10 protein-coding genes are annotated in these 13,266 nt (G+C 73.6%); 4 read left to right on the forward strand and 6 right to left on the reverse strand.

Annotation, left to right across the window (positions count from 1 at the left end):
- Positions 1-129: 129 nt before the first annotated feature.
- Positions 130-2,391, reverse strand: a complete 2,262-nt coding sequence (locus ACWEPX_RS08000) for a (Fe-S)-binding protein (RefSeq protein WP_451896354.1) — start codon at positions 2,389-2,391, stop codon at positions 130-132.
- Between the two features lie 170 nt (positions 2,392-2,561).
- Here ACWEPX_RS08000 and ACWEPX_RS08005 point away from each other — a divergent pair, with 170 nt between their 5' ends.
- The 3 genes from ACWEPX_RS08005 to ACWEPX_RS08015 all read left to right on the forward strand — a co-directional run bounded on the left by ACWEPX_RS08005 (position 2,562) and on the right by ACWEPX_RS08015 (position 4,789).
- Positions 2,562-3,128 carry a TetR/AcrR family transcriptional regulator gene (locus ACWEPX_RS08005; RefSeq protein WP_451896355.1) on the forward strand — a complete coding sequence of 189 codons (567 nt, stop codon included), beginning with the start codon at positions 2,562-2,564 and terminating at the stop codon, positions 3,126-3,128.
- 264 nt (positions 3,129-3,392) lie between these two features.
- Entirely contained in the window at positions 3,393-4,205 is an 813-nt protein-coding gene (locus ACWEPX_RS08010) for a DUF4097 family beta strand repeat-containing protein (RefSeq protein ID WP_451896356.1), read from the forward strand.
- On the forward strand, positions 4,202-4,789 hold the full coding sequence (locus ACWEPX_RS08015) for a TetR/AcrR family transcriptional regulator (protein ID WP_451896357.1): 588 nt from the start codon (positions 4,202-4,204) through the stop codon (positions 4,787-4,789). The genes ACWEPX_RS08010 and ACWEPX_RS08015 overlap by 4 nt, the downstream gene beginning before the upstream one ends.
- A 3-nt stretch (positions 4,790-4,792) precedes the next feature.
- Here the strand turns inward: ACWEPX_RS08015 and ACWEPX_RS08020 are convergent, their stop codons facing one another.
- The 4 genes from ACWEPX_RS08020 to ACWEPX_RS08035 form a co-directional block, all read right to left on the reverse strand.
- On the reverse strand, positions 4,793-7,378 hold the full coding sequence (locus tag ACWEPX_RS08020) for a CHAT domain-containing protein (RefSeq protein WP_451896358.1): 2,586 nt from the start codon (positions 7,376-7,378) through the stop codon (positions 4,793-4,795).
- Positions 7,379-7,411: 33 nt separating this feature from the next.
- The gene (locus ACWEPX_RS08025; RefSeq protein WP_451896359.1) at positions 7,412-7,912 is read right to left on the reverse strand and encodes a hypothetical protein; all 501 of its coding nucleotides are present in this window, start codon (positions 7,910-7,912) and stop codon (positions 7,412-7,414) included.
- A gap of 129 nt (positions 7,913-8,041) precedes the next feature.
- Entirely contained in the window at positions 8,042-10,648 is a 2,607-nt protein-coding gene (gene clpB / locus ACWEPX_RS08030; RefSeq protein WP_451896360.1) for an ATP-dependent chaperone ClpB, read from the reverse strand.
- A gap of 241 nt (positions 10,649-10,889) precedes the next feature.
- On the reverse strand, positions 10,890-11,330 hold the full coding sequence (locus ACWEPX_RS08035; RefSeq protein ID WP_451896361.1) for a MarR family winged helix-turn-helix transcriptional regulator: 441 nt from the start codon (positions 11,328-11,330) through the stop codon (positions 10,890-10,892).
- A 328-nt stretch (positions 11,331-11,658) separates the two neighbouring features.
- On the opposite strand from ACWEPX_RS08035, the gene ACWEPX_RS08040 reads away from it, so the two are divergent.
- On the forward strand, positions 11,659-12,831 hold the full coding sequence (locus tag ACWEPX_RS08040) for a globin domain-containing protein (protein ID WP_451896362.1): 1,173 nt from the start codon (positions 11,659-11,661) through the stop codon (positions 12,829-12,831).
- Between the two features lie 8 nt (positions 12,832-12,839).
- Here the strand turns inward: ACWEPX_RS08040 and ACWEPX_RS08045 are convergent, their stop codons facing one another.
- Positions 12,840-13,265, reverse strand: coding sequence for a heat shock protein transcriptional repressor HspR (locus tag ACWEPX_RS08045; RefSeq protein WP_451896363.1), 426 nt, complete (start codon positions 13,263-13,265; stop codon positions 12,840-12,842).
- Between the last annotated feature and the right edge of the window lies 1 nt (position 13,266).

Genomic DNA, 13,266 nt, shown 5'->3' on the forward strand with positions numbered 1-13,266 from the left:
AGTTAGGTTAGCTACGCGATCCCGTATGACGGAACCAGATTCCTGAATAATGGGAAGGCTTAGGGTCCGCGCGTGAAAGCGGCCCAGGCCCGCCGGGGGGCGGTGGGCCTGGGCCGCGGTTCGGGGGGATCAGCCGCTGGCGGTCGAGGACTTGTCCTCGTCCGGCAGCGGGGTGCCGGTGGCCGCCACGTCGGTGGGGGTGTCGGCGGGCTCGGGGAGGCCGCGCTTGACCGCGCTCAGCAGCAGCTGGGCGACGTCGACCACCTCGACGTGCTCGCCTGCCAGGCCGTCGGCCTGCCGGGCGGTCACGCCGTCGGTGAGCATGACGCGGCAGAACGGGCAGCCGGTGGCGATCTTCGCGGGCGCGGTGCCCAGCGCCTCGTCCACGCGCTCGACGTTGATGCGCTTGCCGATGCGCTCCTCCATCCACATGCGAGCGCCCCCGGCGCCGCAGCACATGGAGCGGTCGGCGTGCCTGGGCATCTCGCGCAGGTTCGCCCCCGCCGCGCCCACCAGCTCGCGCGGCGCCTCGTACACCTTGTTGTGCCGACCCAGGTAGCACGGGTCGTGGTAGGTGACGTCCTCGGCCACCGGGGCGACGGGCACCAGGCGGCGCTCGCGCACCAGGCGGTTCAGCAGCTGGGTGTGGTGCACGACCTCGTACTGCCCGCCCAGCGACGGGTACTCGTTCGCCAGGGTGTTGAAGCAGTGCGCGCAGGTCGCCACGATCTTGCGCTTGCCGGGCGCGCGGCCCTCGAAGACGGTGTTGATGACCTCGACGTTCTGCTGGGCCAGCATCTGGAACAGGAACTCGTTGCCCGCGCGCCGGGCCGGGTCGCCGGTGCAGGTCTCCTCCGGGCCGAGGACCACATAGGACACCCCGGCCACGTGCAGCAGCTCGGCCACGGCGCGGGTCGTCTTCTTCGCGCGGTCCTCGAAGGCGCCCGCGCAGCCGACCCAGAACAGGTACTCGACGTCGTCGGCCAGTTCGCCGTCGAACACCGGGACCTCGAAGTCCAGGTCCTCGGTCCAGGCCAGGCGGTCCTTGGCGTTCTGGCCCCAGGGGTTGCCCTTGTTCTCCAGGTTCTTGAACATTCCGCCCAGCTCGGACGGGAAGTTCGACTCGATGAGCACCTGGTAGCGGCGCATGTCGACGATGTGGTCGACGTGCTCGATGTCCACCGGGCACTGCTCGACGCACGCGCCGCAGGTGGTGCACGACCACAGCACCTCGGGGTCGATGACGCCGTTCTCGTCCACCCCGCCGATCAGCGGCCGCTCGGCCTCGGCGATGGCCAGCACGTCGATCCCGGCGTAGGGGTTGTCCCCGGTCAGGCCGACCTCGTCGCCCGCCATGTCCTTCTTGCCGCCCGCCAGCAGGTACGGGGCCTTGGCGTAGGCGTGGTCGCGCAGCTGGGTGATGACGAGCTTGGGCGAGAGCGGCTTGCCGGTGTTCCACGCCGGGCACTGCGACTGGCAGCGGCCGCACTCGGTGCAGGTGGTGAAGTCCAGCCAGCCCTTCCAGGAGAAGTCCTCGACCTTGCCTGCGCCGAAGACGTCCTTCTCCGGGTCGGCCTCCTCGAAGTCCAGCGGCTTGCCGCCGGAGGTCATCGGCTTGAGCGCGCCGAGGGCGACCCCGCCGTCGGCCTCGCGCTTGAAGTAGATGTTGAAGAAGGCGCTGAACCGGTGCCAGGCCACGCCCATCGTCATGTACTTGGCCACGACGTAGACCCAGACCATCGCGCCCATGAGCTTGACGAAGGCCAGCGCCGAGACCAGGTCCGGGCTGGCGGGCAGGATGTGGGACAGCGGGTTGGACACGAACGCGGCCCAGGTCGGCAGCTCGTGGGCGCCCATCGCGGCCTTGGCCGCGCGCACGCCGAGGATGCCGATGCCCTCGAAGATCACCACGAACTCGACGAAGTACGCCTGCCAGAAGTTCGACCCCTGGAAGCGCGACTGGCGGTCGGCGCGGCGCGGGTGGTTGCGCTGGCGGATGACCACCAGCGCGAGCCCGCCGACGATCGTGCCGACGCCGAGCACCTCCATCAGCAGGTGCCACAGGTTCCAGTGGTCGAGGACCGGCCAGCCCCAGGTGGGCACGAAGACCTCGCCGTAGGCCTCGAACAGCGCGGCCGATCCGACCAGGAAGCCCCACATGACCAGCCAGTGCGCCCAGCCGACGTGGCGGAACTTGTTCATCCGCGTGTGCGCGGCGAACTCCTTCACCAGCGTGCGCAGCCGCGGCCAGAACGGGCCGTTGCGGGTCGCGTCGGGCTGGCCGAGCCGGACGACGGCGACCATGCGCGCGACCGTGCGCACGAACATGCTCCAGGCCACGAGGCTGACCGCGACGGCGATCAGCCCGAGTGTCAACTGCACCGCGCCCATGGTGGTGACGACCTTCCGCTCGGGTGAACTCTTCTTACTCGCCAGTAACCGGGTTAGAGAAGCCTAAGGCGGCCAAGTGTGGCGCACACCTCCGCAGTATTGGGACGATCGTTCAGTTAGATTGGGGTCATGGCGCGTCAATCTTGCTCCCCCCGGCCGCGACCCGCCCGGTGAGCCGCCCCCGGGTCGACGGCCGCCGAGCCCGCGGCGAGCGCAGGCGGGCCGAGCTGATCGCCGCCGCGCTGCGGGTGATCGAGCGCGACGGGGTCGCCGGGGTCACCCACCGCAGCGTCGCCGCCGAGGCCGGGGTGCCGACGACCTCGACCACCTACCACTTCGCCAGCCTGGACGAGCTGCTGGTGGCCACCCTCACCGCCTCGGCCGACGACATGGCCGCCGACATCCGCGACTCGATCGAGTCCAGCCGGATCAAGGGCGCGAGCCCGGCGGCCGCGGTCGCGCACACCCTCGCCGAGGCCGTCGGCCCGCGGCGCGGCCGGACGATGGCCGAGTACGAGCTGTACCTGCTGGCCGCCCGCCGCCCCGCGCTGCGCCCGGCCGCCCGCCGCTGGCTGGACGTGCTGACCAGCCTGGCCCGCCACCCCGACGAGGTCGGCTTCCGGGCCTTCCTCGCGGGCGTCGACGGGCTGCTCATGCAGGGCCTGATCGACGACGAGCCGCCGACCGCGGCCGAGCTGCTGCCGGTCGTGGAGGCCCTGCTCGCGCCCCTGCGCTGATCGACCCCGAGGACCGGGGTACGGCGAAAGTCGGGGTTCACGTGCGACTTCGGGTTGACGTGCGATCAGGACCGCGGTCCATAGCCTCCGGATGGCGGTAGGGGGAACCTCCGGGTCGGGTCGGGGGCGTCCCTGATGTCGGCGGACCGCCCGCAGCCATAGCGTTCTGCGTGTTCGGTCCGGTTGCTTCACCCCATCGGGTGAAGCGGCGGGGGAGATCCCGAGGTGCGCTCCGCGCCCCGGGGGTTGGGCGAAGGGGGAGCGATGAGGGTGCTGGCGGGGATCACCGCGGTCGGGGTGGCGGGAGCGCTGCTCACCGGCTGCGGGCTGGCCACCCGGGAGTTCAGCGAGAGCGCCGACCTCGGCCCGGGCATCCGCAGCGTGCGGCTGGCCCAGGACGCGGGGGACGTGACCATCCGGGTCGGCGCCGCGGCCTCGGTGCGCCGCACGGTGCACTACCTCAACGACAAGCCGGGCGCCACGCACCGGGTCGAGGGGGACGCGCTGATCCTGCAGGGCTGCGAGCAGAACCACTGCTGGATCGACTACGAGGTGGTCGTGCCGGAGGGGTACCGGCTCGCGGGGGACGTCGCGTCGGGGGACGTGGCGCTGGAGAAGGCGGAGTCGGTCGACCTGCGGATGGCGTCGGGGGACGTCACCGCGCGGGGGGTGTCCGGAGCGGTCTCGGTGGAGACCAACTCCGGTCGGGTCGAGCTCTCCGACGTGGGGGAGAACGCCTCGGTCGAGGTCCAGTCGGGGGATGTCGACCTGCGCGGCGTCGCGGGGGACGCCAGCGTCCGGTCGTCGTCGGGGGCGATCTCGCTGACCGGGGTGCGGGGGAAGGTCGACGTCGAGGCCACGTCGGGGGACGTGGCCATCGGCGTCGCCACCCCGGTCGACATCCGCGCCCGCGCCACCAGCGGCTCGGTGGAGGTGACCGTGCCGCAGGGGCGCTACCGGCTCCAGCTCGACGTCGGCAGCGGCGAGCTCGACTGCCCGCTGCGCAACGACCCGGCGGCCACCACCGCCCTCGATCTGTCCACGAACAGCGGCGATGTGACGGTGAGGTACGCATGACCACCCGAGAGCGCGCCGACGCCGCGCGCAACCGCCGCCGCATCCTCACCGCCGCCCGCCTGCTGGTGGAGCGCCACGGTGCGGACGCGGTGACCATGGACGACGTCGCCACCGCGGCCGGGGTCGGCAAGGGCACCCTCTTCCGCCGCTTCGGCGACAAGGCCGGGCTCGCCCGGGCGCTGCTGGCCGAGGCCGAGCGCAACCTCTACCTGCGGGTCACCGCGGGCGAGGCCCCGCTCGGGCCCGGCGCGCCCGCGACCGAGCGCCTGGTCGCCTTCTTCGACGCCTACCTGGCGTTCCTGACCGCGAACCTGGACCTCATGCGGATCGCCGAGACCGCCAAGCCGGGCGCGCGCTACCGGGCCGAGCCCTACCGCTACTGGCACCACCACGTGGCCCGGCTGCTGGTCGAGGCCCGCGCCCCCGCCGACCCGCGCGCCCTGGCGCACACGCTGATGGCCGCCGTCGCCGCCGACCTGCACCGCTCGGTCAGCCGGGAGTCGGCCCCGGGCGCGATGCGCAACGCGGTGCTGCACCTGGTGGGCAAGAGCACCGGGCCCAGCGCCATCCCGGTCCCGCGGTAGCCCCTAGTCCCCCGCCCCGACGCAGACGAACGGGCGGCGCAGCGGGTCCACCGCGACGGCCTCGGCCAGGGCGATGGCCGGGGCCGCGCCGCCGGTCAGCGCGCGGTGGTAGTCGGCCATCGCGGCGGCGGCCGAGCGGTCGCCCACCCGGCTGGACGCGGCGATCACCGTGCGCGCCCCGCCCGCCAGCAGCGCCCCCGCGAAGCCCAGCGGCTCGTCGCCGGGGCGCACGCGGTTGAGCGCCAGCTCGCAGGCGGCCAGCACGACGTGGTCCGGGGTGCGCTGGAGCCTGCCCATCTCGTGGGCGAACAGCGCCCCGTCGACCAGCTCCAGCCGGGAGAACAGCGCGTTCTCCGGCTCGTGCTCGCCGTGCGCGGCGATGTGGGCCAGCGCGGCGCCGTCGAGCATCGACAGCACCCGGTCCACCGTCGCCTCCTCGCCGTCGAGCACCTTCGCGTCGTGGTGCAGGACCGCGAGCCGGACGATCTCGGCGGGCGCGGCGGCCAGGTCGGGGCCGCGCACCAGCAGCACGCCGCTGCCCTTGTCCGGCCTGCTCGCCGACAGCCACGCCGTGGCCGAGGGCGCGACCGCGGTCGGGCGGCCCGCGCAGGTCGGCAGCACGCCCCACGGCACCACGTGCAGCGCGCCGGTCGGCACGACCACCAGGTCGCGGTCGCCGATCGGCCCGCGCAGCGGGCGCAGCAGCGCCTCGTCCAGCCGGTCGGCCTCGCGCCGCGCGGAGGCGGTGACGACCTCGACCAGCGGGGCGGGCAGCCCGTCGGGGGCCAGCGCGTTGAGGTCGGCGTGCAGCTTGCGCGCCGACTCGGTGGCCTCGGCCAGCCCGCCGAGGCGGACCATCCGCACCCGCCCGCCCGCGAGCACCACCGCGACCAGCGCGCCGTCCGACGCGGCGATGGCGACCAGCGCGCGGTCCCCGAGCCGGGCCAGCACCTCGTCGGCGGTGGCCACCGGGCGCGGCGTGCCGCCGGGTCCGGCCGTCCAGTCCAGCTGCATCGCCGCCTGCCTGCCCGCGGCGCAGCGGGCGGCCAGGTCCTCGGTCGGCAGGCCGTCGAGCCGGGCGCGCAGCAGGGCCCGGTTGAGCACGCGCAGCTCGGCGAGGCGCTCGGCGAACTCGTCGTCGACGGTGGCGTCCACGGGGTCGTACCGGTAGAGCTGCGCGCGGGTGCGCTCCAGCCAGGTGAACAGCCGCCGGGCGTTGGCCGCCGAGTCCGGCCCGCGCAGCACCAGCCGGATCGCCAGCTCGCCCAGCTCGCGGCCGTGCGCCGAGGTGCCGGAGAGCAGGTCCAGCCCGCCGAAGCGGTCCCGGATGCGGCCCAGCTCGGCCAGCCCGGTGCGGGCCTGGGCCAGCGCGGCCCGCTGGTCGCCCTGGGCCAGCGCCAGCTCGGCCCGGCACAGCCGCAGCAGCATCTGGTGGTCGATCGGGCCCAGCCGCGACGAGGGGACCGCGCGCAGCGCCGCCGCGGCCCGCTCCGGCTCGCCGCGGCGCACGTGCAGCAGGGCGGCCAGGGTCTTGGCGAACGCGGCGTGCCCGTCCAGCTGCAGCTCGGCCAGCTCGGCGGCCAGCGCGGAGACCTGCCGCACCAGCGTGGCGCGGGGGCGGCCAGCGCCCTGGGCCCGGGCGCGCAGGACCACCAGCGCCGCGATCGCCGCCCAGCCCGGGCTGCCGCGCCGCAGCAGCCTGCGCCGGGCCGCCCCGGCCAGCCGCTGGGCCAGCGCCAGGTCGCCCTCGTGCAGCGCGGCGATCGCCCGGTACAGCTCGGCCTCGGCGATGTCCTGCCCGGCGCGCTGGGCGCGCAGCGCGGGCAGCACGGAGTCCAGCTGCCTGGCCGCCTCCTCGGCCAGCCCGGCGCTGATCAGCGCCTCGGCCTGGTCGATGCGCAGCCGCCCGAGCAGGCTCGGCTCGACCTCGGCGAAGATCTTGGCCGCCACCGCGTACCGGCGCAGCGCCCCGGTGATGTCCCCCGCGCGCTGCAGCGCGTTGCCCAGCGCATGGGTGGCGATGGCGGTGCGCATCGGCATCCCGAACCGCTCGGCGAGCTCGGCGGCCCGGTCGAGGTCGCGCACGGCCTCCTCGAAGCGGTGGATCTCCCCGTAGGCGTTGCCCCGGTTGGACAGGGTCGTGACCAGCGAGTTGGCGATCGCGGGATCGCCGGGGGACGCGGCGAACCGCCGCTCGTGGTAGGCCACGTCGAGGTCCACCGACGCGATCCCCTCGGCGATGCGCCCGACCCGGAACAGCAGCACCCCCTGCACCCCGTTGACCAGGCTCTCCAGCTCCTCGCGCAACGGGCCCGGCGGAAGCCCGCCGAGCCCGTCGCGTGCGGTGTCCAGTTGGCGCAGCCCTTCGTCGAGGCCACGGGTCTCGGCCACGCAGAAGGACAGCGTGATCAGCAGCCGGGTGCGCACCTCCAGGGCGTCGACCGGATCCAGCCCCGGCGCCGCGAGGGCGGCCACGCCCGCGCGCAGCAGCCGCGCCGCCTCCGGGTAGCGGTTGGCCGAGGCCGCGGCCTTGCCCCTGCGGTGGAGGTCGCGTGCGAGGCCGACCGGGTCAGCTGGTGGCTGGGGCACGCGGACATCAGATCACAGCGCGCGACCAGGCCACTACTCCTGACCGGCCGCCCCCGTTGCCTCCTCGGGCGAATGCGGCTGGTACGGCCCACCCGTCGGCTCCCCGTTGGGCGAATGCGGCTGGTAGGGCCCGCCCTTGGGCATCGTCTCCGGCGAATGCGGCTGGTAGGGCCCACCCGTCGGCTCCGTCTCCGGCGAGTGCGGTTGGTACGGCCCCCCGTTGGGCTTGGTCTCCGGCGAATGCGGCTGATAGGGCCCACCCGTCGGCTTGGTCTCCGGCGAATGCGGCTGGTACGGACCCCCAGTCGGCCGCGTCTCCGGCGAATGCGGCTGATACGGCCCGCCGTTCGGCTTCGTCTCCGGCGAGTGCGGCTGGTACGGACCCCCCGTGGGCCGCGTGTCCGGCGAGTGCGGTTGGTACGGCCCGCCGTTCGTCGTGGGCTCGCCGTCGTCGAGGATCGTGTCCTCGATGTCGTCGATCTCCCTGACCAGGTCCGGGTCGGTGCCGGTGGACCCCTCGGTTCCTGCGGACATGTGTTCCTCCCCTGCGACACCGAATTGGTGTCTCAGGGGAGTTATCGCTTCGAGACCCGCGACTCGAACGGTCTAACCGCCACTCAATTGGCGGATAGTTGGAAAGTTCGACACTACGTGCCGAAATCGCTACCCGGCGTGTGGACCACCCTCCCGTGTCACGGTGAGCGAGCTGTTGTCGTCGGCGACGTCGACCTGGACGGTGTCGCCGTCGCGGATGTCGCCTGCGAGGAGGGCCTTGGCCAGTTGGTCGCCGATGGCGGAGGAGACCAGGCGGCGCAGGGGGCGGGCGCCGTAGACCGGGTCGAAGCCGTTGAGGGCGAGCCAGTCGCGGGCGGACGGGGTGACGTGCAGGGTCAGCCTGCGCTGGGCCAGGCGCTTGCCGAGGCGGGCGACCTGGATGTCGACGATGGAGGTCAGCTCCTCGGTGGCCAGCGAGTGGAAGACCACCACGTCGTCGAGGCGGTTGAGGAACTCCGGCTTGAAGTGGCGCTGCACGACCGCCAGGACCGCGTCGCGGCGCTGGGTCTCGTCCAGGGTCGCGTCGGCGATGGCCTGGGAGCCGAGGTTGGAGGTCAGCACCAGGATCGTGTTGCGGAAGTCCACCGTGCGGCCCTGGCCGTCGGTGAGCCTGCCGTCGTCGAGGACCTGCAGCAGCACGTCGAAGACGTCCGGGTGGGCCTTCTCCACCTCGTCGAGCAGCACGACGGTGTACGGGCGGCGGCGGACGGCCTCGGTGAGCTGGCCGCCCTGGTCGTAGCCGACGTAGCCGGGGGGAGCGCCGACCAGGCGGGCCACCGAGTGCTTCTCGCTGTACTCGCTCATGTCGATGCGCACCATCGCGCGCTCGTCGTCGAACAGGAACTCCGCCAGCGCCTTGGCCAGCTCGGTCTTGCCGACGCCGGTCGGGCCGAGGAACAGGAACGAGCCGGTCGGGCGGTCCGGGTCGGCCACGCCCGCCCTGGCCCGGCGCACCGCGTCGGATACCGCGCGCACGGCCTCGGCTTGGCCGACGACCCGCGCGGCGAGCGCGTCCTCCATGCGCAGCAGCTTCTGCGTCTCGCCCTCCAGCATCCGACCGGCCGGGATGCCGGTCCACGCCGAGACCACCTCGGCGATGTCGTCCGCGCCGACCTCCTCCTTGAGCATCACCTCGGCCCCGGGCTGCGGGGTCGATGCCGTCGCGGCGTCCAGCTCCTTCTCCAGCGCCGGGATGCGGCCGTAGCGCAGCTCGGCGGCGCGGCCGAGGTCGCCGTCGCGCTCGGCGCGCTCGGACTCCCCGCGCAGGGCCTCCAGCTGCTCCTTGAGCTGGCGGACGCGGTCGATGGAGCCCTTCTCGTTCTGCCAGCGCGCGGTCAGCGCCGAGAGCGCCTCGCGCTTCTCGGCCAGCTCGGCGCGCAGCGCCGACAGCCGCTCCCGGGAGGCCGGGTCCTCCTCCTTGGCCAGCGCCATCTCCTCGATCTCCAGGCGGCGCACGGCGCGTTCGACCTCGTCGATCTCCACCGGTCGGGAGTCGATCTCCATGCGCAGCCGGGAGGCGGCCTCGTCCACCAGGTCGATGGCCTTGTCGGGCAGGAAGCGCGCGGTGATGTAGCGGTCGGACAGGTCCGCGGCGGCGACCAGGGCGCTGTCCATGATCCGCACGCCGTGGTGGACCTCGTAGCGCTCCTTGAGCCCGCGCAGGATGCCGATGGTGTCCTCCACCGACGGCTCGCCGACCAGCACCTGCTGGAACCGCCGCTCCAGCGCCGGGTCCTTCTCGATGTGCTGGCGGTACTCGTCCAGCGTGGTCGCGCCGACCATGCGCAGCTCGCCGCGGGCCAGCATCGGCTTGATCATGTTGCCCGCGTCCATCGCGCCCTCGCCGGTCGCGCCCGCGCCGACGATGGTGTGCAGCTCGTCGATGAAGGTGATGACCTGCCCGGCGGACTCGGTGATCTCCTTGAGCACCGCCTTGAGCCGCTCCTCGAACTCGCCGCGGAACTTCGCGCCTGCGACCATCGCTCCCAGGTCCAGGCCGACGACCCGCTTGCCGCGCAGCGACTCGGGCACGTCGCCCGCCACGATCCGCTGGGCCAGGCCCTCGACGATGGCGGTCTTGCCGACGCCGGGCTCGCCGATGAGCACCGGGTTGTTCTTGGTGCGGCGGGACAGCACCTGCACCACGCGCCGGATCTCCGAGTCGCGCCCGATGACCGGGTCGAGCTTGCCCTCGCGGGCGCGCTTGGTCAGGTCGATGCCGTACTTCTCCAGCGCCTGGTAGGTGCCCTCCGGGTCCGGGCTCGTCACCCGGGCCGAGCCGCGGACCTTGGTGAACGCCTCGCGCAGGGCCTCGGGGGTGACGCCGCGGCGGCGCAGCAGCTCGGCCACGTCGCCGCCCGCGGCGGCCAGGCCGACCATCAGGTGCTCGGTGGAGACGTACTCGTCCCCCAGCTCGGTGGCCAGCTTCTGGGCGTGGGTGATCGCGCGCAGGGCGGGCTGGGACAGCGCGGGCGAGGACACCGTGGCCCCCGTCGCCGACGGCAGGGCGCGCAGCAGCGGCTCCAGCTCCTTGCGGACGACCTCCGGGTCGGAGCCGACCGCGGTCAGCAGCGGACCCGCGAGGCCGTCCGGCTGCGCCAGCAGCGCGCCGAGCAGGTGCGCGGGCGCGATGTCGGGGTTGCCCGCGGCCGCGGCGGCCTGCGCCGCCGCGCTGATGGCGGCCTGGGTCTTGGTCGTCGGGTTGAACGCTTCCATCTCCCACCTCAATGCCTGCGGTCGTCTCACCCGACATAACGTCAGGAAAGTTGAGCCAGTTCCGCTCAACCTGATTCTGCCCCGTGTGACGTGCGCCGCGAGCGCTTGTCCACCGGCTCACCCACATGTCGCAACCAGGTTGTCCACACGCGGGCCCCGGTTGTCCACAAACCCCAGGAAGTTGTCCACAGTGCTGGGGACAACTCGTCGGCCCGACCCGTGCGGTACCCGGCCTGCGGGGTCACAAATCGCTGTTGAGCCTGGCCAGCAGCCGGGAGAACTCGCGCAGGTCCGCGGTCGGCCACCGCTCGACCCGCTCCCGCAGCTGCCGCCTGCGGTCGGCGCGCACCTTGGCCAGCCGCTCGGTCCCGACCGCGGTGAGCTGCACCAGCCGCGCCCGCCCGTCGGAGGGGTCGGGCACCCGCTCGACCAGCCCGAGGTCGACCAGCCGGGCGATCTGCCTGCTGACCGTCGACTTGTCCAGGCCGGTGCGGTCCACCACCTCGGCGGCGCGGGCCGGGCCGATGTCGCCCAGGTGCAGCAGCAGGGCGTAGGCGGCGCCGTCGAGGTCGGGGTGCACGCGGGCGGCCAGCGTCAGCGACAGGCTGCGCGCCCGGCCGAAGAGCTTCGACAGCTCCCGCTCCAGGGCCTGCGCGGCGCGCACGCGCTCGTCGTCGGTCATCTGCGCCCCCGGCCCGTTCCCCTGGCGGGCAACAGGCTTGAGCCGATCGGGTGCACTTCGCGCGGGGCTGCCGCGGTCCGGGGGAGCGGGTGGGGGGACACGCGGCAAACGGTGTCATGACCATCCCACGACCGCGAGCCCGCTCACCCGGTCGTCGGTCGGCGAAACCGCGTACGGTGACATTGAGTGACGAAAGTCCAGCGTCGCCCCGCGCGGCCTTGGGCACGCGGCCCGCGATGGGGCTAGTGTCCACACCGTCGGGGGATCGATGCTCGCAGGCACGGCGCACGCTGGTAGCGCCCCGAGAGGTGGAGTCAGCGCCCCGACCATGACAGCCAATCCCGTGCTCAGCCCGATCCCGCACGTCCGGCCCCACCCCGAGTCGCCCGCCGCGGTGGCGACGATGGTGCGGCTGGTGCGGGAGAGCTTCGCGGTGGTGGAGCCGCACGCGGACCAGGTCGCCCAGTTCTTCTACGGCATGCTGTTCTCGATCGCCCCGGCCACCCGCGAGATGTTCCCGGCCAACATGCAGGTCCAGCGCTCGCGCCTGCTGCGCGCCCTGGTGCACATCGTGCAGCTGGTCGACCGGCCCGACGACCTCGTGCCGTACCTGCGCCAGCTCGGGCGCGACCACCGCAAGTTCGGCGTCACCACCGACCACTTCGAGGCCGTCGGCATGGCGCTGATCGCGGCGGTGAAGAAGCACGCGGGCCCGCACTGGGACGACGACACCGAGCGCGCCTGGGCCGAGGCGTACACGATCATGGCCCGGGCCATGATCGACGCGGCCGCCGCCGACCCCGGCCCGCCGCTGTGGCGCGCCGAGGTGGTCGACCGCCAGCGCCTGGCCTGGGACCTGGCCCGGGTGTGGGTGCGCCCGGAGCGGCCGATCCCCTACCTGCCCGGCCAGTACGTCAGCGTGGAGATCCCGCAGCGGCCCCGGCTGTGGCGCTACCTCACCCCCGCCAACGACCCGCGCGAGGACGGGGTCATCGAGTTCCACATCCGCGCCGTCGAGGGCGGCTGGGTCAGCCGCGCGCTGGTCGCCCACGCCGCCGAGGGCGACCAGTGGCGCATCGGCGCGCCGATGGGGCGCATCGCCGTGGACCGCACCTCGGACTCCGACGTGCTGATGGTCGCGGGCGGCACCGGCGTCGCGCCGATGCGGGCGATCGTGGAGCACCTGGCGCGGTGGGGGGAGAACCCGGCCGTGCACCTGTTCGTCGGCGGGCGGACCGCCGCCGACCTCTACGACCTCGCCCTGCTGCAGGACATCGCCGCGGCCAACCCGTGGCTGACGGTCGTCGGCGTGAGCGAGGAGCCGACGCCCGGTCTCGAGCACGGCACGGTCGCCGACGTGGTGACCCGCTACGGCGCGTGGGCCGACCGGGACGTCCTCATCGCGGGCTCGCCGCCGATGATCCGGGCCACGGTGTCCCGCATGCTCATCGCCGGGACACCGCTGGACCGGATCGTCTACGACCCGTTCACGATCGACTGACGACGGCGCTACCGCTTCTTCTCCGGCCGCCACACCACCAGCGCCGTCTGCCTGCGCACCGGCACCAGGTCGTGGCGGTAGGAGCGGTGGATCGCCGCGGCGGCCTGCTCGGCCGCGGCGCGCACGGCGGCCAGCTCCTCCGTCAGCTCCCGCACGATGCCCTGCAGGCGGTCGACCTCGTTCTCCAGGTCGATGATCCGCTTGATGCCCGCGAGGTTCACGCCCTCCTCCTGGGAGAGCCGCTGGACCTCGCGCAGCAGGGCGATGTCGCGCAGGGAGTAGCGGCGGCCGCCGCCGGGGGTGCGGCCCGGGGAGACCAGGCCCTGGCGGTCGTAGCTGCGCAGCGTCTGGGCGTGCAGCCCGGAGAGCTGCGCGGCCACCGAGATGACGAAGAACGGGGTGTCCTCGTCGGTGCCCGGGGGCAGGGGGTTCACG

It is taken from the genome of Actinokineospora sp. NPDC004072 (genome assembly GCF_053604195.1).